The following is a 22,631-nucleotide window of genomic DNA, read 5'->3' on the forward strand; positions in this document are numbered from 1 at the left end:
GGCGCGCGGTGCCGACCTCGCGCATCGCTGGGCGTAGGTCGGTCAAGCGGGTTTCGGCGAAGGAGCGTTCCAGTTCGCGCCGGAAGGCGAGGTAGATCCCGGCGCCGGGCGCGGCGGGGCAGGGGCGCTCCGACCGGCGGGTTCGTGCCTACCGGCGGGTGCCCCCGGTCGTGAGCTGGGTCTTCTGGTTGTAGATCTCCTTGCCGTCCGCGCTGTAGGCGTGGACGTAGGGGGTCGGGGGGACGGCCTTCGCGTCGTGGCCGGTGGCGATGGCGGCCGCGTAGACGAACGCGCCGCCCGCCATGACGGCCGGGTACTGCGTCGCGTCGTCGCCGTAGCTGATGGTGACCTTGGCGACCCCGGGCGTGTAGTGCCCGGCGCCCAGCGAGAGGAACTGTCCGGTACCGGCCGGCGCACCGAAGCTGTCGAAGAACTCGATCCGGTGACCGGCACCCCACAGGCGGTCGTTGATGAACGTCGGAGGGGCGGAGATGCTGCTGCCCTCGTTGCCCTTCGACTGGCACTGCACGTACTGGTTCGCGGAGTTGACGGCGATGACCACGCCGTCCGTGTCCGAGGAGGCGACGGGCGTACGGACCGCGAGCACCGAGTGGAACTGCGAGGCCTCGGAGCCCAAGCAGGAGGCCAGGATTCCGGCGACGGCCCCGGCGTCGATCGGGGTCGTCGCCGTACTGGTCACGGCGAAGGGAGCCGGGGGGTGAGGGGAAGCCGAGACGGTGGAGGCGCTTGCGGGTGCCGCTCCTTGCTGCGGTTCCGGTGAGAGTCGTGGTGTCGGCGAGTGCGACGCGAACGGGAGGGCCAGGCACAGGGCTGCCGCGCAGGCCACGGTCGCGCCCAGGGCGTGCCGGCGGTGACGGCGCCGGTCGGCGCGTCTGCGGATCTCCGGGGCCGGCAGGGCCGGTGCGGGCATCTGTGCGGGCATCTGCGTGCCGAGCAGCCGCAGCCGGTCGCCGAGGGTGTCGTGGACGGGGTCAGACACGGAGTTCTCCTTTCTCACTGGTCAGGGTCCGGTCGGCGAGTCTGGCCGCGAGCGCGGCCCGGCCGCGGGCGAGGCGGCTCTTGACGGCGCTGACGCTGGCGCCGGTCTCGGCAGCGACCTGCTCGACGGAGAGGTCGCACATGTGGTGCAGGACCAGGGCTCCTCGCTGCGCCTCGGGCAGGTCGCGGAGCGCGGCGACCAGCATGAGGTGCTCCTCGGAGGGCGGCTCGATGGCGGGTGGCTCCTGGCGGTGGTGGCGTCCGGCCAGCTGCAGGCCCCGGGTGAGACGTCGCCAGCGGGAGATGGCCAGCCGCCGGGCCGTGGTCCGGATCCATGCCTCCGGCGCGTGGCCCGACTCGAACGAGAACCTCCGGTCCCACGCGCGGATGAAGGCCTCCTGGACCACGTCCTGCGCCTCGGACCAGCTGCCGGTCAGTGCGTAGAGCTGCCCGGTCAGGCGGGAGAAGGACGCCGCGTAGAACGCGTCGAACTCCTGTGGCGTCATCAAGGGCCTCTCTCCCGGGACTGTCCGTCAGCTCGCGGCCGAAGCCGTGCGCGAGGAAGCGCTCCCCGGCCGCGAGGGTGGGAGCCGTGCCTCCTGGACGCGGTCTCCCGCCCTGTACGCACGAGAACCGTCCCGGGGTTGCACCGGCGGTCTGTTATCTGGATCACGTGCGCGAGTCGCGACCGGTCGGACGTAGGGGGGCGTACAGGGGTGCTGGGCGTCAACTGGATGCCCGCAGGAAGGGACACGGATCTCATGCGTATCCGCCCGGTCATGCTCATAGCCGCCACCGCGACCGCAGCAGCCCTCGCGACGGCGGGGGGACTGGCCACCGCCGCGACCGGCAGCTCCACGCCCACCGCCACGCCCACGGCCGCTCCAACGGCCCTCGGTCAGCCCGCCGCCGCACCCACCGCCAAGGCCGATGCCCCGGCGGCCCCCAGCAGCGGGGCCTCCGCCACCGGTGAGGCTGCCACCCCGACCGCCTCCACCGTGACCAGTACGGCGACGACCCCGATCGACGCCGGGGCCGTCGCCGGAATCCTGGCCTCCTGCCTGGGCTCCGAGGCCTCGCAGTTCCACTCGGTGCTTGCGGTTCGTACGCCCGTCGCCTCCTCGGACACGGACGGCGTGGTCATCGCCGTCAACTCCGCGAACCAGTACGTGCAGTGCGAGTCGAAGGGCAACAAGGGCAACAGCATGTCCTCGCCCGCGACGTTCATCAACGACCGCCTGTGGGGCGCCGGTCACCGGATCGAGTTCTTCGACAGCTTCAGCGCGCCGGCCGGTGCCGGGCAGTTCCTGTCGGTGGGCGCCGGGCACTACACGTCCGAGGTCGCCAAGGTCACCATCAGCTACGGCGACGACGCGACGCAGTACCCGGCCGTCATGGCGGGCGGCGCGTTCGTCTACGCGGCCGCCATCGCCACCGGCCACGACGCGAAGGCCGTCCCGCCGGCCCCCTACGTCCACGCCTTCAACAAGGACGGCAAGGAGATCTACAACCAGAAGACCCAGCCCAACATCAAGGGCGCCCACCAGTAGACGCTACGTCAGGCACACGGTGGTGGGGCGGTCACCCCGGCGACAACGCGGCAGACGCGCATCCCGGTCCGGCACCGCAACGTGCCGAAGCCGCTCGTCCACGAGCGGTTCCGCTCCACCAGCTCAGCGGGTGATGAACTCCCGCTGACACCTGAGTACTTCGGCGATGTGCGCGTCATCCCCGAGCTGGGCGTCACCACCCGCGCCGCCCTGCGCGACGCCCTCACCAGGCTCGCCACCACGTTTGATGCGAAGAGCCCGTACGGGCTCTTCGCATCAAACGTTGCCGAACTCGCCAGCCTGGACGGCGGCGACGAAGGACTGCCAGGAGCCGGCCGGGAAGACGAGGGCGGGGCCCTCAGGGTCCTTGGAGTCACGGACGGGCAGGACGCCTGCGTAGCCATCGGCCACCTCGATGCAGTCACCCCCCTGACCGCTGAATGTGCTCTTGCGCCACCGGGCACCGGAAAGGTCAACACTCATCCTCAAATTCCTTCCGAACCAAGCTGATCCGCCCAATCGACCCAGACTGGTTCAACGCTTCAACTTGAAGCCGATCGTAGTCCCTGGTCCACTCCGACAGTATCCGCGCGTCCCGCTCCAGGTAGCCGGTCTTGTGGCTCTCCGTGTAGCCCAGGAGCTTGCCGTTCGGCATGGTCAGCAGCGTGACCGTGTGGGCGAAGGGGCGAGCTTCCCCGAGGGAGATCGGCGCCACCTGGATCGTCACGTTGGGCTGCTCCGCGAGTCGTTCGAGATGCCGAAGCTGCCGAGCCATGACGGCAGGGCCGCCGATCGGTCGCCGCAGGTTCCATTCGTCGATGACGACGTGGACGAAGGGCGCCGGCGTGCGGGTCAGCCTCGCTTGACGGGCCAGCAAGTACTGAACCCGAGAGTCCGCCTGCTGCTGCGTTGCCGTGCCGCGTGAGACCAGGGCCTGTTCGTAGGCGGCGGCGTACTCCTCGGTTTGGAGGAGACCTGAGATCAGCCCCAAGTGGAACAGCCTGATGGCGACGGCCTCTGACTCCTTTGCCGCGTACTCCGGAAACCCCTCCTTGAGAGCGCCGTGGTTGAGCTGATCGAGCATTAGGGAGATCGTGCCACCGGTTTCCAGGGCCTGGTCGACCGCTTCTGCGAACGCCCGACTTGGTGGCACGATCCCACGTTCAATTCGCGAGATGTAAGAACCCGAGAACTTGATCTTCGCTCCGAGCTCGTCCTGCGTCAGGCCCTTGGCCTCCCGTGACCTGCGGAGTTGTACGCCCAGAGGAGCGTAGGGAGATGACGACGGGTCAAGTCGGCGCACGCGCACGGGCTTCCCCTTCTGAACCTCGGTGGTTTTGGTCAGTTCGGAAGCTTCCGATCGTAGTTGGCGCGACGCCATCATGACTACATCCAGTGAGGCGCTGACAGCGCAGAGCAAGTCATGGAGGTCCCTGTGGCCATGTGCAATCGAATCCCCGTTCCCCCGACCGAATCGAGGTGCTACCGGCCCCGGGTCGGCGAGTTGGTCAGGGACGAGACCACCGGCCAGGACGTCGTCCACATGGAGACGATCCGCGGACGCGCCTACATCCGTCCCCCGGGCGGCGGCGTCGAGCGGGACGTCGACGCCGCCAAGCTCAGTGAACTGCCGGACGGGCCGGGTGTGGTGGTGCACATCGTGCCCGACCGGCTGTGCGGCTTCGCCGACACCGGGGACAGCGAGCGCCCCGAATGAACACCGCAAGCGAGTGGGCCATCTCCATCGACCCCACGCCCGACGAGCCGGCCGAGTACGTCCTCGTCTGCATCTCCGAGGCCGCGCCCGGCGCGGCCTGCAACGAGTCCTCGGGCAGTCTCAACAGCCCCGAGGCCTACGGAGACTGGGCCGGTCGCCACACCGGCTCCCACCTCGACCACCGGAAGTACCGCCTCGTCGCCGAGGTGCCGATGCGAGTGTTCCAGGGAACGACGCTTTGACCCCCGCCGTACTCCTCCTCGCCGGCCTGCACGCGGCGACCCTCCTCGCCCTGGCCTTCGCGGCATCGGCGCACTCGATGCCCTCTCTGCGCTCAGGCGGAGAGTCCCCTACGGCTACCGACCCCCCCTGCCCCCTGACTCAACCCCCACCACCGCAACCCCATGGTGGCGGACCCCAACTCCGTTCGCGTGACTGGTTGGCGTAACGCCGCGAACGGCCCCGGCGGGCCTTCTGCTCCCCCCGCCGGCTACTCCGGGGGCGCGCTCCCCGGAGCAGCCGCCCTCTGTCGACACCTCCCGTGGCAGAGGGCGGCACCACTTGCCGCGTGCTACGGCCAAGCGCAGAGATTTGATCGGTGTCCCGCGGTCGCGCTTCGGTGCTGGCCGCCCGTGGCTCCGGGCAGCGCGTCCGCAAGAAGACTGACTAGTAATCAAAGTCAGGTGCTCCTGACAGGAGCACGCCCCACGAGCATTCTTGGAAGAGCGCAGAATCCGACCGACGTTGGAGGACGACATGGCCCTAGAGTTCCTGGGTATCTACCCGAACACGCCGGACGACGGTTCCCCGACCATCTGGCGGGACACGGAGACCGGCGACCTGCTCATCCAGTCGTACAAGGCCAGCGAGGCTGACATCCACGCCGCTCGGGAGGTCGGCTCGATCCCCGGCCACAGTACGGACATCCCGGATCACGAGTTCATGATCCGACTGCCCGAGAACATGATCCAGTTCATCCCCCGGCCCGAGAACAAGGACAACAGCGGTGGCAACAGCGGTTCGTGAGCAGCTGGCGAGGGCCAAGCACTCTGCGGTGCACCTGGAGATGCGGGACAGCTACATGGTCGACGACCCGGAGTTCATCGCCTGGCAGCAGGGCAAGCGGCTCGACCCGGCCGACCGGGAATCCTGGTGGCGGTCGTGGCTGGACGTGGTGACCGAGGCGACCGGCCGAGGGGTCGCCATGCGTCGCCTGCGCGTGGTCTCCGAGCCGGTCACCGACTACATCCGGTACGAGTACGACGTGACGTTTCCCAACATCGCGGCGGGCGAAGAGGTCCGGTGGTTGCCGCGCTCTCGCACCGGCGATCTGTTGCTCCCCGGTCTGGACGGCTGGGTCATGGACGGTCAGTTCGTGATCCTGCACCACTTCACTGGTGAAGGTCAGTGGGCCGAAGCCAAGATGGAGGTACGGGAGGACACCGCTCTGGCCGCCCAGTACCTCAAGGCTTATGAGGCTGCTTGGGAACGGGCCGTTCCGCACTCGGAGTACCATCCCGCCTGATCGGCAGCCGCGCACATGGCCGATTCGGCATCGTCGAGTGTTCAACGTGCCCGGCAGGGCCTCGCGGACCAGCTCCGCGAGATACAGCGGGATGCCGGGCTCAGCGGACGGGCCTTGGCCGCGGCCTGCGGCTGGTACCCATCGAAGGTCAGCCGTCTGCTGAACGCTCACACGTCCCCGTCCGAGACCGATATCCGGGCCTGGTGTCGGGTATGTGGTGTGCCGGAGCGGGCGGTCGACCTGATCGCCACGCTGCGGACCGTGGCGGGCCTGGCTGTTCACGGGGTGGCTGCGCGGGCACTGATCGCGGCTGCCCTTGGCGCACTGGGGTGACCGTGGCGAACCGGCGTGGAATCTCGTAGAACCCTGTCGCCCTGCTCTGAGTCCGATCCGTACCTTGCTGACTACGGATCGGAGTTGGCGGCAGGGACCGAGGTCATGTCGCAGATGGCGGACTCGGACAGCTTGAACGGTCGGATTGGGTCCGCAACGCCGAACGGTCCGGTCATCAGTCGGTGACCGGAACTCCCACAGTGTGAGGAGTTATCAGCATGCGTCACGACCCGCCGGAGAGGCCGCCCGGCCCCATGCCGCCCGACGTCGTCACCGCCCCCGCCGAGTAGGAGGAGTCACCATGCGCGTCGAGACGATCGTGTCCAAGCACAAGGGCAACGAGAAGCCCCCGCCGAAGCACGCGGGCAAGCCCGCCGAGGAGAAGCCCGTGCAGCCGTCGAAGTAGTCGTTCACAGCAGACTGGCGGGCCCCTCGCGTGCGTCGGTGAGGGGCCCGCTTCCTATCGTCAAGGGAGAGCATCGATGGCCGATCGTCTCGTCATCTCGTACGAGTCACGCCACTTCGCGGATGTTGACTGGTCGAAGAACGCGGATCGCTGGAGGGCCAACTTTTACGAGAACGGGGGCAAGATCTTCGGCAAGGCCGACATCACCCGTGTCATCCCCGGTGTCACGCCGAACCCCCGGGAGGCGCTGGGGCAGGACCCCGGTCTTCTCGACCGCATTCCGCGTGTGGTCTTCGCCGAGGACGGGGCGCTCGCCCCGATGGTGGCCGAGCTACGGCCCTCGTTGCTGCTCCTGTTGGAATCCGTCGAGGTCTCGGCCGAGTGGCGAGGGAAAGGCGTCGGGATGCGCCTGGCCGTCGAGGCGCTGCGTCGGCTGGCGGTGCCTGGGGCGCTCGCCGTCTGTTACCCGGCGCCGATCCACGACCACGGGCCGGACGAGCCGTGCAGCTACGACTCGGACGACCCGGAGGTGCGGCGGCCGGACGAGGAGGCCATCGAGAGGCTTCGGAGGGCCTGGGAGGGGCGTGGGTTCTCGTTGCTCGCGGAAGGGGTCTACGCTCGCCGGACGGAGCCGTGCTGAGGGGGCCAGAGTTCGCAGTGGCGCGCACCGAATGGGCTCGGCTTCCCGCCGAGGCACGGGAAGCCGTAGAGGCGCTGACCGGCCCTGTCGTCAAGGCGCAGAGTGCGGACAACGGGGTCATGTCCGCCTTCGCCAGCCTGTTGCAGACGGCCGCCGGCGAGGTGTTCGTCAAGGGCGTGCCGACCGACGCGCCGGGGGCGTGGGTGTACCGGCACGAGGCCGACGTGTCCGCGCTGGCCCCGCTGAGCGCGTCCCCGAAGTGGCGCACGGAGGGCGGCGGGTGGAACTTCTACGGGTACGAGGTCTGGGGCGGCCGTCACCCCGACTTCTCGCCGGAGTCCCCGGACCTGCCGTTCGTCGCGGCGACGCTCGCCGTGGTGTCGTCCTGCCCGTGGCCCGCCGTCATCAGCAAGAAGCCGCTGAGCGACCGCCTGGTCCGGTTCGTCCCGCCGGACGGTGTGGGGGCACTGGACGGCTACTCGCTGGCGCACACGGACATGGGGGAGTTCAACCTGATCGCGTGCGGCGCGCAGGTCCGGGTGATCGACTGGGCACTGTCGTGCCCGGGACCGATGTGGACGGACGCCGCCCTGTGGGTGCCCCGGCTGATCGCTGCCGGGCACAGCTTCGAAGGCGCCGACCGGGCGGCGCGGGGCATCGCCGCGTACCGCGACGCGGACCCCAACCGGCTGGCCGTGTTCGCCCGGACCATCAGGGCCGCCTGGTCGGCGCGGACGGCCGAGGACCCCCTCCCGCAGCGCGTGAAGCTCGCGGAGGCGGCGGAGGCCTGGGCGGCGGTGTACGAGTGACCGAGAATGACCCCGTCCTGCGGCTCGTCGATTCGAGTAGAACCAACGACGGAGGGCCCCGTGCTGGATCACCTCATCACGCAGGACGACAGCCTGCGGATGGTCCCGACCGACCGGAGCGAGCTGACCACCGCGATCGGCCAACTCCACGTCGAGCTGAGGGCCTTGCCCGAGGGGACCGACCCTGATCGCACTCGGGTCCTGTCCAGATGGATCGGCATCGGGCAGATGTGCCTGGGCAACCACGAGGAAGCCCGTACGATCCTCCGGCAGTCGCTCGACCTCGCCGCAGCGCTCGGCAACACCCGGGCCGTCGTCGCCACCGGGCTCAACCTCGGCGACGCACACCGCTACGCCGGCGACGTGCAGACGGCGGACGCCCTCTACCGCAGCGCCCTCGACGCCGCGCGAAGCCGGCATCCGGAACTCGTCGACTTCGCGCTCCAGCACACCGGCAAGCACCTCATGGAGCGGGGCGACCTCGCGGGCGCGCGGGCTCATCTACGAGAGGCGCTGCGCCTGCGGATCGCCAAGGGGGACACAGAGCTGGTCGAGTCCACGCAGGCCGCTCTCGACAGGGTGGACCTGCTGATCGGCCGGACCGACGCAGCGGTGGCGGGTGCCGGACGGTCAGACGGCTCGGGTGCGGGCACGATGGCAGCAGGTGGCATCGGAGCCATGCTGGGGGAGACCCGGGGCCGCCGAACCGGGTGGCCGCCGGCAGTGGAGGAGAGGGGACGACGGTGAAGCGACGGCAGTTCCTCGGCGCAGCGGCCGCGGGGGCAGGGATGGCTACCCTGCCCGGCATCGCGGAGGCCCGGCAGGGCAGCGACGCGGGTGATCTCGCCTACCTCGGCGGGGCGTTCGAGCGCCATCGGGGCGGCTACCACGGGCGCCCGCCGGGTGTGGTGCTTGCGCAGATGCGGGCCGACCTGGATCTCCTGCGCGAGGTGTTGAGCCGCCCCCACCCCGCCGATGCCCGGGCGGACCTGGCCCGCACTGCTGCCGGGATCACCGGTCTCGTCGCGATCATCCAGCACGACCGGGGTGACCAGCGCGAGTCGTACGGCTGGTTCGCCACCGCAGAAAGGGCCGCCCAGGAGTCCGGTGACCGGCACATGCTGGCCTGGGTCCTGGCGCGGCACGCCATGGTGCCGCTCAACTACGGCGCCCCCGGCGCGGCCGCCGCGCTGGCGGCCCGCGCCCGCACCGCAGCGGGCACTGCCCCGACCGCTGCGGTCGCGCTGGCCGCAGCGGTCACCGCGCGGGCACTCGCCGCCGTCGGCGACCGCCGGGGCGCGCTGCGTGCGGTGGCCGACGCCCGGACCACCGCCGAGCACCTGGACGCCGTCCAGGCCGCCGACACCTGGTTCGGCTACCCGCTCCAGAAGCACCACGTCCACCTCTCCCAGACGTTCACCCTCATGGGCAACACCCGCGAGGCGTACGCCGAGCAGGAGGCCGCACTCGCCCTCACCCGGTCCGCCTCCGTGATGACCCGCGCCCTCCTGGCCACGGACACCGCGACGTGCCTGAGCGGGGACGGCGATCCCACCGCAGCGGCGGACATGGCGGCCGAGGTCTGGCAGCGGCTCCCCGACGCCTTCCGCGACGGCCTCGTACGCTCCCGGGCCGAAGCGCTCCACCTCACGCTCCCCGGTGTGGCCCGGGCCAGGCTCGGCGAAGCCCTCGTGAGCTGATCGGGCCGCTTGGCGCGGCTCCGGGCGCCGAAGCACGCGGGCAAGCCCGTCGAGGAGAAGCCCGCGCAGCCGTCGACGTAGTCGTTCGCAGCGGACTGGCGGGGCCGCTCGTGGAGCGGTCGCGGGCTGCGGCATGAACGCGGTTCCGTCGTGCGATGCTCGGTCTGTTGATCGAGAAGAGGGGGACGTGTGCTGCTGACGCTGACCGGTGGTGCGGGGGCGGGGAAGACGACGCTGGCCGGTGCGCTCGTGGCGTCTGCGGGGGAGGGCCCGGCGAGCGTGTTGCACGGTGACGACTACTACTTCACCACTCCCGGGCGAGGGATTTGGGCGCGGGACGAGGCTGGGATCGCGCGCCTGGATGTCGGGGATCCGCGCTCGGTGGACATGGAGCGGCTCGATGCCGACACCGACGCCGCGCTCGCCGTCGCGCCCGTCGTGATCGTCGACGGGCTCTTCGCCCGCCGGGTCGCTCCGCAACGGCCTTGCCTGCGCCTCGACGTCTTCGTCGACCTCGCGGCGGACCTTCGGTTGGCGCGCAAGATCGAACGGAAGTGCGTCAGGGGCGGCTTCCCGTTGGAGGTTCTCCTGCGGAACTACGTGGACCTGCGGCGGGCCGCCCACGAGCGTCACATCGAGCCGCTGCGGGACGAATGCGACGTGGTCGTCGACGGCACGCTGACTCCGGGGATCTTGGCCGAGCAGATCTGGTCAGCAGCCGCCGCCCACGCACCCGGCCTTCCGTGACACCACGGGCTGTCCGGAGCCGTTCGCGTCCAACCACCGGGGTGCGCTGTGGGCGGTGGCCGACGCCCGGACCACGGCCGAGCGCCACCCTGCCTCCGGACGGGCTGCCGCGCAGGAAGTCGGGCGGGCCGACTTCCTGCGCGGGGGCCTCGGGGTGCCGGGTGGGTGGTGGGGTCAGGCTGAGGTGTTGAGGGCTGANNNGTACGGGGGGGGGGGGGGGGGGGGGGGGGCCCCCCCCCCGCCCCCGCCCCCCCCCCCCCCCGCCCCCCGGGGGGCGCGCGGGCCGGCGGGGGGGGGGGGCCCCCGCCCCCCCCCGCGGGCCTCGGGGTGCCGGGTGGGTGGTGGGGTCAGGCTGAGGTGTTGAGGGCTGCGACGGCGATGTTGACGGTGCCGGTGGCGGTGCGGCCGAGGTCGTCGCGGACGGTGTAGGTGAAGGTGTCGCAGCCGGTGAAGCCCTCGGCGGCGGTGTAGCGGACCTTGCCGTCGGCGATCGTGGCGGTGCCGTTGCCCGGGGTGGAGACGGCGGTGAGGGTCAGGCCCCGGCTGTCGGTGCGGCCGGTGCCGCCGGCGGTGGCGAGGGCGTCGATGGTGGTGGTGCCGCCCTGGGTGGTGGCGCCGGCGGCGGTGCGGGCGATCGGGGCCTGGGGGAGCTGGGTGCTGCCGTAGTAGGTGAGGAGGGCGTAGGTGCCGTCGCCCAGGTCGATCAGTTCGAGGCTCTGGGGCTGGGTGCCGTTGTAGGGGGTGGTGGTGACGGCGCCGGAGGAGCGGTCGACGGTGATCGCGGCGCCGGTGGCGGTGTTGCGGATTCCGGTGGAGCCGTCGTTCTGCGGGGTGAGGGAGAACCGCTGCGTGGCCAGGCCGAGCGAGGGGGCGGCGCCGACGGTGAGGCCGTCGACGGTGGTGGTCATCACCAGGCCGGTGGCGGGGTTGCGGATCTCGGTGGAGCCGTCGCCCCGGGGTGCGAGGGTGAACTTCTGGGCCGCGTTGCCGTCCTGGAACGCCGAGCCGGTGACGAGGACCCCGGACACCGTCAGGGCGGTGCCGCTGACCGGTTGCGCGACGGCGTCGTTGGTGTCGGCGACGGCCACCCGCGCGGTCGCGGTGGAGCGCTGACCGAAGATGTCGCGGATGGTGTACGTGAAGGTGTCGCAGCCGGTGAAGCCCGCGGCGGGGGTGTAGCGGACCCTGCCGTCGACGATGGCGGTGGTGCCGTTGGCGGGCTTGGAGGCGCCGGTGACCGTCAGGTCGAGCGGCCGGGTGGTGCCGGTGCCCGAGGCGTTCGCGAGGACGTCGACGTCGACGGCCCGGCCCTTGCTCGTGGCGGCGGCCGAGTCCCGGGCCTGCGGTTCCTGCGGGAAGGTGTGGTCGGGGTAGAACGCGCGGATGCCCCAGGAGCCGTCGGCCTGCCGGACCAGTTCGAAGCTCTGGGGCTGGGTGCCGTCGTAGGCCTGGCCGGAGACGGTCGAGCCGTTCATGGTGAGGGCCAGCTTGTCGCCCTGGTAGAGGCTGCGGATGCCGAAGGAGCCGTCGGCCTGCTTGACGACCCGGAAGCTCTGCGGCTGGGTGCCGTTGTAGGTCCGTCCGGAGACGGTCGAGCCGTTCATGGTCAGGACGGAGTCCTTGCCCTGGTAGAAGCTGCGGATGCCCCAGGAGCCGTCGGCCTGCCCGACGAGCGCGAAGCTCTGGGGCTGGGTGCCGTTGTAGGTCAGGCCGGAGACGGTCGAGCCGTTCATGGTGAGGACGTTGGCCGTGCTCGCCTGCGCCGGCGCGGCGGTGACGCCGACGCCGACGATGGCGGAGCAGATCAGGGCCGTCGCGGTGCGCGCGCGGCCGGTGGGGATGGACATGTTCCTCTTCCTCGGAGCGGGGGAGTGCCCGGGAAGCCCCCGGGCAGCGGCCAGCCTGCCGAGGGAGGTTCGGCTCGGATTGATTTTGCGCGGGATTGAACACGTTTGAGTGCGGATATTCACTCGCGCGTGCAGATATCGATCGCTCGGTTGTCGGTTGCGTAACCAGTCGGTGGCCTGTCCCGGAAGGCCCCGAAAGGCCCAGAAAGGCCCCGAAAGGTTCCCGAAGGCTCCGGAAGGTCAGGTACCGGCCCGCTCGGGTGGGGAGTTGAGGGCGGCGAGCATGGCGGGGGTGAAGCCGAAGGCGTAGGTGAGGGCGCAGGAGGCGAGGGCGGAGGTGAGCCAGCCGGTGGTGTAGATCAGGACGGCCGGGGCGATGCCGTGACTGCCGTCGAGGAGGGGGAGGAGGACGAGGCCGGAGGGGCCGATGGCGGTGGAGCCGGTGGTCAGGCCGAGTTGGGCGAAGAGGCCGACCAGGCCGCCGCCGATGGCGGCGCCGATGCCCGCGGTGACGAAGGGGCGGACGAGGGGGAGGGTGACGCCGTAGATCACGGGTTCGGCCACCCCCAGGACGCAGGTGGGGAGGGCGGAGCGGATCACGCGGCGGAGGTCGGGGTTGTGCTTGGCGTGCAGGTAGACGGCCGCGGCGGCGCCGGCCTGGCCGCCGCCGGCCATGGCGAGGATCGGGTAGAGCACGCTGAAGCCCTGCTGGCCGATGAGGGTGGCGTGGATGGGGATCAGGGCCTGGTGGAGGCCGAGCATGACGAGGGCGGCGAAGGTGCCGCCGAGGACGACGCCCGCGCCGACGCCCGCGTGGGCGAGCAGCCAGGTGGCGCCGTGGCCGATGCCGTCGGCGACCACTCCGGCCAGGGGCATCAGGACCATCAGTGCTGCCAGCCCCGAGACGGCGACGGCCACGGTCGGCACCAGCAGCATCCGCAGCGCCTCGGGTACGTGCCGCTTGGCCCGGCGTTCGACGGCCGCGCAGAGCACCGCCGCGCCGAGGGCGCCGAGGACGCCGCCCTGGCCGGGCTTGAGGTGGCCGAAGAGGGTGTGGGTGACGTTGGCGACGCCCGGGTACACGACGATCCCGGCCACCGCACCGCCCAGGACCGCCGTCCCGCCGAACACCTTGGCGGCGTTGTAACCCGCGAACACGGCGATGAGGGACATGAAGCCCTGGGAGAGCGCGGTGGTGATGGGGACGACGCCGCTGAGTGACTGCCAATGGGTGGACAGGTAGAGGGAGTTGAGGAGTCCGCCGAGGCCCGCGATGACACCGCAGGCGATCAGGGCGGGGATGAGGGGGACGAAGACGTCGGCGATCCGGCGCAGCAGCAGCTTGGCGGGGGTCGCGTTGCGCCGCCGGTTGGCCTCCCGCAGGGCCTCGCCCCGCGCGGTCGGCCCGGCCTCGCGCACCAGGTCCTCGAAGGCCTCCGCCACCGGCCCGACCGCCGCCGGGCCCAGCACGATCTGGAAGGTGTCGTCCTCCACCACGCCCAACACCGCCGGGTGGTCGGCGATCCGCTGCCCGAGGAGGAGGCCCGGATCGGCGATGCCGAGGCGCAGGCGGCTGATGCAGTGGGCGACGGAGGTGACGTTGCCCGGCCCGCCGACGAGGTCGAGCAGGTCGCGGGCGGTCTGGGCGTGGGTGCTGGGCTGCGGCATCCGGAACCACCTTTCAGGGGAGGGCCCTTCGATGCTGCGCCCGGGAGCCGGTTCGTGGAAGAACCCCCACCGTCAACTTGCATACAGCCCGTCACCGTTGCGGGGGATGCCGGCGGGACGGGCGGCGAAGGCGGGACGGATGGCGAGGGCGGGACGGACGGCGAAGGCGGGACGGACGGCGAGGGCGAGGTGGCGGCGGTGCCGGCCCTGCTGCGGCCACGGCGGTGCGGGCCGGGCGTGTCCTCGGGAGAGCACCCGGCCCGCGTCATGTCGGCGCTGCCGCGCCGTTGTTCACGCGTCGAGTTGCCGGAACACCGAGCTGAACTCGTACTCCGCCTGCTCCGGGACCCCCGAACAGGTCATGGACAGGGTTCCCGCGGCACAGGGGTGGTCTCGCTGGATCTGCCAGAAGGACAGCAGCCCCATGTGCTTGGCCCGGGCCCAGCGCAGGAGCTGCTGGGCGTCCTCGCGCCCGAAGACCTGCCCCGCGCTCACGTTGACACCGATCATCGTGGTGACACCGATCCGGTGCCAGAGCCGGTCACGGTCGGCGTGCTTGTACGCCTTCGAGAGCTGCTCGTGCAGACCCTCGGACGCCGTGATGGCGGCGGTGCCCATGGTGCCGGGGTTCTGGCGGTAGTTCAGGGCCATGAGGTTCCACCTGTCGACCCTCACGTGGTGGGCCACGGCCCCCCGGAGAACCCGCAGGCCCTCCGGGGTCAGCCCGTCGGGCTGGGCCGGGAGGGTGTACATGGTGTGCAGGGTCCGGCCCTCCCGCGCATACTCGGCCTGGAGTCGGGCGACCGCCTGCGAGCGGCGGTCGTTGGCCGCATCGTCGGCCAAGGTGCCGCGCTCGATGTCGAACTCCACCTTGTCGGCCTGCAGGCGATCGATCACGCTGCGGTAGGTGGCGACGAGTTGACCGACGTCCTTGATGCCCTGCGCGAGGTCGTTGGTGTCGGCACCGCCGAAGGACACCACCACGTCCCCACCGGCCCGGCGGAGTTCGTTGATCTCCGGCACCATGAAGTTCCCCGAGACGGGGAGCCTGTCGTCCGTGTTCCACACCGGCGTCCTGTTGTCCGAGCCGGCCACGATCAGGGTGACAGCGAACTGTTTTGCTCCGCTGTTTGCGGCGAGCGCGGCCAGGTTCGGTCGCGAGGAGAGGGAGGAGTCGACGTACGGAACGTACGGGGCGAAGGCGCCGCTGCCCGGTACGGCTTCGAGCACCTGCTCTTCGCCCTGCGGCGCGGCGCTGCCCACTCCGGCGAGCGTCGAGGCGCTCAGGGTCAGGCACACGGTGCCGATGGTGACGAGTTGTCTTATGACGAATTGTCTTTTCACAGTCATCCTCGGAACTGGATGGGCGTTCCTTGCACGGTGGTGCCGCAATCTGGAGACCCGGTCGCGATGGGCTGGAAAGGGCAGGAGACCGGCGACCTTGCGTCCACGGGAGCCGGTTCGTGGAAGAACCCCCGCCGTCAACTCGCTTACGGGCCGCCACCATTGCGGGGGATACTGGTGGGATGGACGGCAAGGGTGGGATAGCGGAGGCGGTGGCGGCACTGCCGCGCTCGCGCCGGGGCGGGAGCGGGATGGGCCCGCTGGAGTTGCTGGGGCGGCAGCGGCACGAGGACAGCCACGAGCGGTACCTGGCGTTCCTGCTCGACCCCCGGACGGGGCACGGTCTCGGCGCCGGGCTGCTCGGGGCGCTGCTTACGCTGGCGGGCAGGCCCGAACTCGCCGACGCCCCGGGGCTCGTACGGGCCGGGGTGCACCGGCAGGTGCGCGGGGCGAGCAGTCGGCCGGACCTGATCGTCACCTGGCCCGGCGGCAGCCTGCTCGTCGAGCTGAAGGTGGACTCCCGGGAGGGGCACCAGCAGACCACCCGCCAGGGCGACGACTTCGCGGACCTGCACGAGCCCGTCTTCGTCTACCTCACTCCCGGCGGCCGTCCGGCGGGGGACGGGCGGTTCCGGCCGGTCTCCCTGCGCGACCTCGCGGGGCACCTGGCCCGGCTGCTCGAAACCGCCGGTACGACGGCGCCGGGGCGCCGGCACGCGGACGACTACCTCAGCGACCTGGAGAGCACGGTGGGCATCAGCACGGACGACGACGAGGACGCCCGCCTCTGGCTGACGCACAGCACGGCGATGCTGGCGGCGCAGGAGGCGACGAGGCGGCTGCTGCGACAGCTGGCGGGGAGGGTGCTGACGGAGTTCGAGGGGCTGGCAGCCGAACTCGGCGAAGGGGTCGTGGTGAGCTCGTTCCCCTACGAGGCCGCCGGAAAGCTGGGGACGTACCCGGAGACGGCCGTCCTGCTCAGCCGGCCGCAGTGGCTGGAGGGCGGCGAGGTGCTGCTCGGATTCGGGTTCGGCGTCCGCTGCCGGACTTCGCAGAAGCACCCCGGCCCGGACCCGGACGACTGGAGGTTCCGGCCCTTCCACGGCATCTACTGCGCCGACTCCACGGTGCGGTCCGCCGTCACGAAGCGCTTCGCGACGGGCGATTGGGGCGGCTGCTGGGGCTGGTCGGAGCAACTGCCGCTCCCCCCGCACCCTGAGGGCGTCGGCTTCCTCGACCACCACGGCCCCGCCGTCGCCGCCCTGGTGCGGCGGGCCTGGCAGGACCGGATCGCCACCGTGGACGCGCTCTGGGCCGAGCACCGGGCCTCGTAGCCAGGGAAGCTACGAGGCCCGGTGCTCCGTCAGTGCGGGATCTTCAGTCCTGGATCTTCAGCGCGGGATCTTCAGCGCGAGATCCTCGGCGGATGCCTAGTAGGACTTCCAGAACTGGTTGTTGCCGTAGTTGTACGGCCACTGGACCATCTGCGTGCCGTTGGCCGTGCTGCCGTTCGGGTTGTCGATGACCATCCAGCTGTTCTTGTTCCGGAGGGTGACCTGACCCGAGGAGTCCCTGCCCGAGACGACCCACTTCTGGTTGTCACCGCCGTTGCACGAGAACTGCTGCAGCTGGGTTCCCTGGCTCTTGCTGAGCCAGGGAACGTCCAGGCAGTCCCCGGACGCGTAGTTCACGAGCGTGCTGTACCCGTCGCTGGTCGGGTAGACGACCCACTTCTGGTTGTCACCGCCGTTGCAGGTCCACTGCTGCACCGGCGCGCCGTCGCTGTGGTTGTTGCCGGGGATCTCCAGGCACTTGCCGCTCGCGCCGTTGGACAGGAACGTGTGGTACGTGGCGCTCGCCGGCGAGGCGCCCACCAGTGCCACCGCCGCCGCGATCGTGGTGGCCGCGGCCAGGGTTCCGGCGCGCAGCGCCAGTCGGGTTGCCGTCTTCTTCATGTGAAGCTCTCCTCAACTCATCGTCCCCCGTCGGCCGTGTGGTCAGGCCGCCGAGCCCAGGAGACTGGGCGTTGCAGACCGTATCAAACGATCTTCATCACCACGGCATCGACAGGTTGACGCCGCCTCATCACCACCTCCCGACACGAGAGAACAGCGCGCCGCCCGGACGGAATGGTCCCGTCCGGGCGGCGCGCCCCGGTGAGTCAGGCCCGGATCAGCCGTCGTGGTCGGCCGAGGGGATGTACGCGCCCGGGACGTCGTTCGGGGCGAGGATGGTGGACTCGCCCGGGTAGGGCTGCGTCCAGTTGTGGGTCTGGTACCAGGTCAGGTGGTTCATCTGGGCCGGGTTGACGCGGTCCGGCTTGGCGTTCGGGCCGGTGAGGTGCTGGTCGTTCTTCCACTGGTCCCACTGCGCCGCCAGGCCCTGCTCCGCCGTCGGCGGGGCGACGGTGGTGGGCGCCGGGGCCGGCGCGGCCCGGTTGTTCGGGGCGGCGGCCGCAGGGGCAGCCGTCGCGGGAACGTCCACGCCGCAGGACGGCGGGGTCTTGAGCCCGTCCGTCAGCGAGGTCCGGTTCGGCACGGCGTTGAACGGCGTGAAGTCCGGCTTGCCGGTGAAGGCGGTGGCCATCGGTGTGGCCGCGCTGTCCTTCTGGTTCATCGGCTTGACGCCGAGGATCTGCTCGATGGTGCGGACCATGGTGATCTGCGAGTAGAAGCGGCTGTCCACGGTGCCGTGCTGCGCCCACGGGCTGATGACCTGGATCGGCGCGCGGTGGCCGTCCACGTGGTCGAGCCCGGCCTGGGAGTCGTCCTCGACCACGAAGATCGCGGAGTCCTTCCAGTACTCGCTGTGCGAGATCTCGTCGACGATCTTGCCGGTGGCCAGGTCGTTGTCCGCGACGGACGCGGCCGGGCTCGCCGGGCCGCCGGTGTGGTCGCTGGAGAGCCACAGCATGTTGAGGGCAGCCGGGCCGTTCTGCTCGAAGTCCTGCTTCCAGACCTGGTACCGGTACACGTCCGGCACGTCGAGGTCGAACTTCGGGAAGCCGGGCACCGACACGCTGTTGAGCGAGGGGATCGGCGAGGAGGAGTTGAGCGGGTAGGCGGTGGGCTTCCCGGTCGCGTCCATGGTCTTCGAATCGCAGTACAGGTTCTGCCAGTTGGCGCCGTCCGGCTTGGTCAGGAACTGGTGGAACTCGCCGAAGTCCCGCACGTCCTGGCCGGTGGCCTGCACGCCCGTCCAGAGGAAGCCGCTGCGCTGGTGGCCCAGGGCGTCGTCCTCGGTGTCGTAGCTGCGCTCGTACTCGCCGGCGGAGGACTCGGTGTACGCCGGGTTGTCCGCCTGCATCAGCCAGTTGTGGCCCTCGGCGGAGTTGGTGCCTATGTCGTACGTGTTGTCGTAGACGCCGAACTGCCGGGCCAGCGCGTGCTGGTTGGGGGTGACGGCCTCGCCGAACTGGGCGAGCTTCGGGTCCCCGTTGCCCTTGCCCAGGTCGCCGAAGAGCTGGTCGAAGGTGCGGTTCTCCTTGACGATCAGGAAGACGTGCTTGATCGTCGACGGGTCGCCGATCCGCTCGGGCACCGGGACGGGCTTGGCCTGGCGCCAACCGGCCGTCTTGACCGAGCCGTTGGTCCAGCCGTTCTGGCGGAAGACCTTCTCCGTCTGGGAGCGGATGTCCTTGTCGCCGGGCAGGGTGAACCAGGTCAGGCTGGACGTGGTGTCGTGGGTGTTGTGCGCGCCGGTGGAGTTGGGGCGCAGGGCGTCGATGCCGCGGGTGTTGGAGACGAGGACCCGGGAGCCGACGGTGGTGACGGCCGCCGGGAAGTAGTCGGTGGGCAGCAGGCCGACGTAACTCACGGGCTCCTGGGCGCCCTTGAAGCGGTACACGGCCACGGCGTCGGCCCGGCCGAGGGTGACCAGCAGGCGGCCGTCGTCGGTCAGGGTGATGCCGGTGGGCTCGTAGCCGACGGAGGCCTCCGGCCAGGGCTTGGTGGAGATGCGCTGGACGACCTTGTCGTGCTTGGAGTCGATGACCGACACCTGGTCGGAGCCGGTGTCCGCGACGAACAGCACGCCGTTCTTGCCGTACAGGGCGGTCGGGTGCAGGCCGACGTCGATGGACTCGACCGGGGCGTTCAGGTCCTCCAGCTCGATCACGCTGACGGTGCCGCTGGTGGCGGCGCCCGTGTCCGGGTCGGCGGGGACCTGGGTGCCGTAGGAGTTGAGGGTGTCCTCGCCGGCCTCGGGCGTGCGGCCGCCCTCGTTGCCGACGTACAGCTTGTTGCCGACCTGGGCCAGCTCGCGCGGGGCGTTGCCCACCGCCCAGCTGCGCTGGACGGTGCCGGTGGCGGCGTCGATGGCGACCACGCGGTTCTGGCCGTTGACGGCCGCGTACACGGTCTTGCCGTCGGCGGAGAAGACCACGCCGGAGGCCAGGGCGTGCTTGTCGCCGTCCGCCGCGATCGGCACCGCGACGGGCGCGGAGAGGGTGCCGTCCGCGTTGACGGTGAAGCGGGTGAAGCCGTCGAGCTGGCCCAGCCACAGCTGCTTGCCGTCGGGGGAGTAGGCCGGGGGCGCCTGGCCGACCGACTTGTTCGGGATGCGCAGCTCGTCGGCCTTGGCGGTGCCGACGCGCTGCACCACCTTGTTGGTCTTGAGGTCGACGATCACCAGCGCGGCGTCGCCGTCGGCCACGGAGGCGGCCAGGTGGGTGCCGTCCGGGCTGGCCTTGGAGGCCATGATCTTGCCGGAGTTGATGACCAGCCGGTCGCCGTAGGGGGCGATGTACTGGTCGGCGGAGACGAGTTGGCCGTTCTCGTAGACCTTGCCGACCTGGTCGGTGCCGAACTGGTTGGTGGCGGCGAAGGCGGTGCCCGTCGCGACGCACACCGCAGTGATGCACGCGGTGGCGAGCGTGGCGCGGCGGCCTGTGGAGTGGCCGAGGAGGGCGTACGGCTCCTTGCGGACCCGGCGGCGACGCGTGACCTGCATGACGTCAATTCCTTCTGGGGAGGGGGAAGTACGGACGGTGCGGGGAGCGTGTCAGGAGGGGGAGGCGGCCAGCAGCGGGATCTGGGCGTCGAACTGCCACAGCGGGTTGGGCGCGTCGCCGACGGAGGTGTGGACGAGGAAGTAGCCGTTCACTTCCTTCGGGCCGTCGCCGTCCGCCATCACCCGGCCGTCCGAGGTGATGTTGAGCTGGTAGACGGCCGTTCCGGGGGCCGGCGCGCCGGGCAGGTGCCAGGTGACCACGCAGCGCCAGTCGTTGCCGGGGCCCTGCGGGTCGACCTGGCCGTCGCCGCGGTCGCAGGCGGTGGAGACCTGGAGGTCGGCCTCGGTGACGGCCGGGCGGTTCAGCTGCTGGGTCTGGAGGCGGTACAGGTGGGCGAACACGGTGGACACCTCGTGCTGCACCTTCGCCTGGGTGACGCCCTCGCCGCCTTCGTCCCCGGAGGGCGCGGCGACGGCGACGGCGGCCGTGCTCAGCGCCAGCAGGCCGGCCAGCGGCAGCACCCCGTACGTGAGGGTGCGGCGGCGCACGCCGTCCTCGGCGCCATTGGTGAAGTCCCGCCGTACGAAGATCAGATAGGCGGCGGTGGTCGCCACGGCGGCCCACAACAGGCTCACCGCGACGGAGACCAGCAGCTCGCCCGGGCGCGACGGATCGGCGAACAGGCCGTTCCAGGAGACGAAGGCGTAGCCCGGCAGCGCCAGGCGCAGCGCGACCGGCAGCGGCAGCATCTGCGCCAGCTGCATCACCACGGCCGACAGCGCGGGGACGAGCAGGCCCATCGGGGAGCGCCCGAGGAGGACGGAGCCGAGCAGGCCCAGCGCCGCCAGCGCGAGCGTCGGGGCGAGGGCGCAGGCCCAGGCGAGGAGGACGGCGCCGGCGGCGTCGGAGGAGGAGAGCAGGTGGCCGTCCACGCCGACCAGCGGCTCGTCGCCGACCGCCGCCAGGCCGCCGACGACGCTGGACGCCACCAGGCCGAGGACGAGGAGGACGAGGACGGTCAGGCTGGCCAGGGCCTTCGCGGCGAAGAGCCGGCGCGGCGAACGGACCGTCACCAGCAGGTGGCGCCACGTCCCGAGGCGGTCCTCGGAGGCGAAGACGTCACCGGCGACCACGGAGGTCAGCAGCGGCAGCGCCCAGGAGCCCGCGAAGCCCAGCACCACCAGGGGGCCCGCCCAGCCCGTCGCGTGCATCCAGCGGCCGAACAGGGTGTCGGAGGGCAGCACGCCCTGCTGGGCGACGGCGGCCACGAACAGGCCCGGGGCCGCCCAGCAGGCCAGCACCAGCAGGCGCACCCGCCACTGGGAGACGAGCTTGACCAGCTCGAAGCGGTAGACCCGGGGGGTCGGGACGCTCCGTGTCCGCGTCCTCGGTTCCGTCATGGTGGCGGTCATCGCTCGCCCTCCTGCTGCTGGTCGGTCAGGGCGAGGTAGGCGGACTCCAGCGGCGAGACCACGGGCGCGACCTCGCGCACCCGCACGTCCGCCTGCACCAGGGCCGCCAGCAGCTCCTCGACGGCCGGGGCGGTGGCGCGCACCACCAGCGACTCCGTGCCGCGCCACGCACCCGCGCCGTCCAGGACGGTGACCCCGGCGGTGCCGGTCGCTACACGGCGGGCGGCGGCCGGGTCGGAGGTGAGCAGGCGGTGGGCCAGCGGGCGGCTGTCGGTGGCGAGCTTGCCGAGCGGGCCGGAGAAGCGGACGCGGCCGGTGGCGAGGATCGTCACCTCGTCGCAGAGGGCCTCCAGGTCGTCCATGCGGTGGCTGGACAGGACGACGGTCACGCCGTCGGCGGCGAGGCGCTGCAGGGCGGTGTGCACATGGCGCTTGCCGGCCGGGTCCAGGCCGTTGGAGGGCTCGTCGAGGATCAGCAGCCGGGGCTCCGTCAGCAGGGCGGCGGCCAGGCCGAGGCGCTGGCGCATGCCGAGGGAGAAGCCCCGGACGCGGTCGTCGGCGACCTCGGTGAGGCCGACCTCGGCGAGGACGGCGTCGACGCGGGCGGCGTGGTCCGTCTCGCCGCGCAGGGCCGCGAGGGCGGCGAGGTTGCCGCGGGCGGTGAGCGACGGGTACAGCCCGGGCCCGTCCACGAACCCGGCCACGCCGTCCGGCGCCCCGGCGCCGCGCCCGATCGGTCTGCCCAGCACCTCCAGCTCGCCGCCGTCGGCCGCGGCCAGCCCGAGCAGCAGCCCGAGCAGCGTCGTCTTCCCGGCACCGTTCGGCCCGGCCAGTCCGTGGATCTGGCCGGGCGCGAGGTTCAGCTCGATGCCGTCGAGGGCGATGACGTCGCCGAAGCATTTGGTCAATCCACGTGCCCGTACGGCAGGTTGTGTATCGCTCATGGCCCCTTCTCGCAGTCCACCACGGAAGGTAGGGCCTTG

The 22,631-nt window shown here is 71.3% G+C and carries 23 protein-coding genes; 12 read left to right on the plus strand and 11 right to left on the minus strand.

The genetic code is table 11. The features are described 5' to 3' along the window. Positions 1–148: 148 nt before the first annotated feature. Together ACIRRS_RS05130 and ACIRRS_RS05135 are read right to left on the minus strand one after the other, a co-directional pair. Positions 149–1,000 (minus strand): hypothetical protein, encoded by an 852-nt coding sequence (locus ACIRRS_RS05130; protein ID WP_402965206.1) that lies wholly within the window; start codon positions 998–1,000, stop codon positions 149–151. Beyond that, on the minus strand, positions 993–1,505 hold the full coding sequence (locus ACIRRS_RS05135; RefSeq protein WP_402965208.1) for a SigE family RNA polymerase sigma factor: 513 nt from the start codon (positions 1,503–1,505) through the stop codon (positions 993–995). The genes ACIRRS_RS05130 and ACIRRS_RS05135 overlap by 8 nt, the downstream gene beginning before the upstream one ends. A gap of 255 nt (positions 1,506–1,760) precedes the next feature. Between ACIRRS_RS05135 and ACIRRS_RS05140 the strand changes: the two genes are divergently transcribed. Beyond that, positions 1,761–2,549 (plus strand): hypothetical protein, encoded by a 789-nt coding sequence (locus ACIRRS_RS05140; protein WP_402965211.1) that lies wholly within the window; start codon positions 1,761–1,763, stop codon positions 2,547–2,549. Positions 2,550–2,825: 276 nt separating this feature from the next. Here the strand turns inward: ACIRRS_RS05140 and ACIRRS_RS05145 are convergent, their stop codons facing one another. Next, positions 2,826–3,032 carry a DUF397 domain-containing protein gene (locus ACIRRS_RS05145; RefSeq protein WP_402965213.1) on the minus strand — a complete coding sequence of 69 codons (207 nt, stop codon included), beginning with the start codon at positions 3,030–3,032 and terminating at the stop codon, positions 2,826–2,828. Further along, positions 3,022–3,933: a Scr1 family TA system antitoxin-like transcriptional regulator gene (locus ACIRRS_RS05150; protein WP_402965216.1), complete on the minus strand. Its 912-nt coding sequence runs from the start codon at positions 3,931–3,933 to the stop codon at positions 3,022–3,024. The genes ACIRRS_RS05145 and ACIRRS_RS05150 overlap by 11 nt, the downstream gene beginning before the upstream one ends. 57 nt (positions 3,934–3,990) lie before the next feature. On the opposite strand from ACIRRS_RS05150, the gene ACIRRS_RS05155 reads away from it, so the two are divergent. The 10 genes from ACIRRS_RS05155 to ACIRRS_RS05200 all read left to right on the plus strand — a co-directional run bounded on the left by ACIRRS_RS05155 (position 3,991) and on the right by ACIRRS_RS05200 (position 10,426). Further along, positions 3,991–4,266, plus strand: coding sequence for a hypothetical protein (locus ACIRRS_RS05155; RefSeq protein ID WP_402965219.1), 276 nt, complete (start codon positions 3,991–3,993; stop codon positions 4,264–4,266). Further along, the gene (locus ACIRRS_RS05160; RefSeq protein WP_402965221.1) at positions 4,263–4,508 is read left to right on the plus strand and encodes a hypothetical protein; all 246 of its coding nucleotides are present in this window, start codon (positions 4,263–4,265) and stop codon (positions 4,506–4,508) included. Before ACIRRS_RS05155 ends, ACIRRS_RS05160 begins: the two co-directional genes overlap by 4 nt. A 514-nt stretch (positions 4,509–5,022) precedes the next feature. Next, positions 5,023–5,292, plus strand: coding sequence for a hypothetical protein (locus ACIRRS_RS05165; protein ID WP_402965224.1), 270 nt, complete (start codon positions 5,023–5,025; stop codon positions 5,290–5,292). Beyond that, positions 5,273–5,791, plus strand: a complete 519-nt coding sequence (locus ACIRRS_RS05170; RefSeq protein WP_402965227.1) for a DUF6879 family protein — start codon at positions 5,273–5,275, stop codon at positions 5,789–5,791. The genes ACIRRS_RS05165 and ACIRRS_RS05170 overlap by 20 nt, the downstream gene beginning before the upstream one ends. Positions 5,792–5,806: 15 nt before the next feature. Then, complete coding sequence (locus tag ACIRRS_RS05175; RefSeq protein ID WP_402965229.1) at positions 5,807–6,124, plus strand: helix-turn-helix domain-containing protein; 318 nt, start codon at positions 5,807–5,809, stop codon at positions 6,122–6,124. A gap of 482 nt (positions 6,125–6,606) precedes the next feature. Beyond that, entirely contained in the window at positions 6,607–7,170 is a 564-nt protein-coding gene (locus tag ACIRRS_RS05180) for a hypothetical protein (protein ID WP_402965232.1), read from the plus strand. Positions 7,171–7,289: 119 nt separating this feature from the next. Further along, entirely contained in the window at positions 7,290–7,979 is a 690-nt protein-coding gene (locus ACIRRS_RS05185; RefSeq protein ID WP_402965235.1) for a hypothetical protein, read from the plus strand. 60 nt (positions 7,980–8,039) lie between these two features. Further along, entirely contained in the window at positions 8,040–8,726 is a 687-nt protein-coding gene (locus tag ACIRRS_RS05190) for a tetratricopeptide repeat protein (RefSeq protein ID WP_402965238.1), read from the plus strand. A gap of 41 nt (positions 8,727–8,767) precedes the next feature. After that, positions 8,768–9,679 carry a transcriptional regulator gene (locus ACIRRS_RS05195; RefSeq protein ID WP_402965240.1) on the plus strand — a complete coding sequence of 304 codons (912 nt, stop codon included), beginning with the start codon at positions 8,768–8,770 and terminating at the stop codon, positions 9,677–9,679. A 189-nt stretch (positions 9,680–9,868) separates the two neighbouring features. Further along, positions 9,869–10,426 (plus strand): uridine kinase, encoded by a 558-nt coding sequence (locus ACIRRS_RS05200; RefSeq protein WP_402965243.1) that lies wholly within the window; start codon positions 9,869–9,871, stop codon positions 10,424–10,426. Positions 10,427–10,773: 347 nt separating this feature from the next. On the opposite strand, the gene ACIRRS_RS05205 is transcribed toward ACIRRS_RS05200, so the two are convergent. From ACIRRS_RS05205 to ACIRRS_RS05215, 3 genes are all read right to left on the minus strand, one after another. Beyond that, on the minus strand, positions 10,774–12,273 hold the full coding sequence (locus tag ACIRRS_RS05205; protein WP_402965245.1) for an Ig-like domain-containing protein: 1,500 nt from the start codon (positions 12,271–12,273) through the stop codon (positions 10,774–10,776). Between the two features lie 240 nt (positions 12,274–12,513). Continuing rightward, positions 12,514–13,941 (minus strand): PTS transporter subunit EIIC, encoded by a 1,428-nt coding sequence (locus ACIRRS_RS05210; RefSeq protein WP_402965248.1) that lies wholly within the window; start codon positions 13,939–13,941, stop codon positions 12,514–12,516. Between the two features lie 291 nt (positions 13,942–14,232). Beyond that, positions 14,233–15,285, minus strand: a complete 1,053-nt coding sequence (locus ACIRRS_RS05215; RefSeq protein ID WP_402965251.1) for a chitinase — start codon at positions 15,283–15,285, stop codon at positions 14,233–14,235. Between the two features lie 182 nt (positions 15,286–15,467). On the opposite strand from ACIRRS_RS05215, the gene ACIRRS_RS05220 reads away from it, so the two are divergent. Next, positions 15,468–16,619 (plus strand): hypothetical protein, encoded by a 1,152-nt coding sequence (locus ACIRRS_RS05220; RefSeq protein ID WP_402965254.1) that lies wholly within the window; start codon positions 15,468–15,470, stop codon positions 16,617–16,619. A gap of 96 nt (positions 16,620–16,715) precedes the next feature. On the opposite strand, the gene ACIRRS_RS05225 is transcribed toward ACIRRS_RS05220, so the two are convergent. The 4 genes from ACIRRS_RS05225 to ACIRRS_RS05240 all read right to left on the minus strand — a co-directional run bounded on the left by ACIRRS_RS05225 (position 16,716) and on the right by ACIRRS_RS05240 (position 22,592). Then, positions 16,716–17,240 (minus strand): RICIN domain-containing protein, encoded by a 525-nt coding sequence (locus ACIRRS_RS05225; protein WP_402965256.1) that lies wholly within the window; start codon positions 17,238–17,240, stop codon positions 16,716–16,718. A gap of 217 nt (positions 17,241–17,457) precedes the next feature. Then, a complete protein-coding gene (locus tag ACIRRS_RS05230; RefSeq protein ID WP_402965259.1) occupies positions 17,458–20,235 on the minus strand; it encodes a bifunctional YncE family protein/alkaline phosphatase family protein in 2,778 nt (925 codons plus the stop codon). Between the two features lie 51 nt (positions 20,236–20,286). After that, the gene (locus tag ACIRRS_RS05235; RefSeq protein ID WP_402965262.1) at positions 20,287–21,648 is read right to left on the minus strand and encodes an ABC transporter permease; all 1,362 of its coding nucleotides are present in this window, start codon (positions 21,646–21,648) and stop codon (positions 20,287–20,289) included. Continuing rightward, the gene (locus ACIRRS_RS05240; RefSeq protein ID WP_402965265.1) at positions 21,645–22,592 is read right to left on the minus strand and encodes an ABC transporter ATP-binding protein; all 948 of its coding nucleotides are present in this window, start codon (positions 22,590–22,592) and stop codon (positions 21,645–21,647) included. The genes ACIRRS_RS05235 and ACIRRS_RS05240 overlap by 4 nt, the downstream gene beginning before the upstream one ends. Between the last annotated feature and the right edge of the window lie 39 nt (positions 22,593–22,631).

Source organism: Kitasatospora sp. NPDC101183, assembly GCF_044767945.1.
Lineage (GTDB): Bacteria > Actinomycetota > Actinomycetes > Streptomycetales > Streptomycetaceae > Kitasatospora.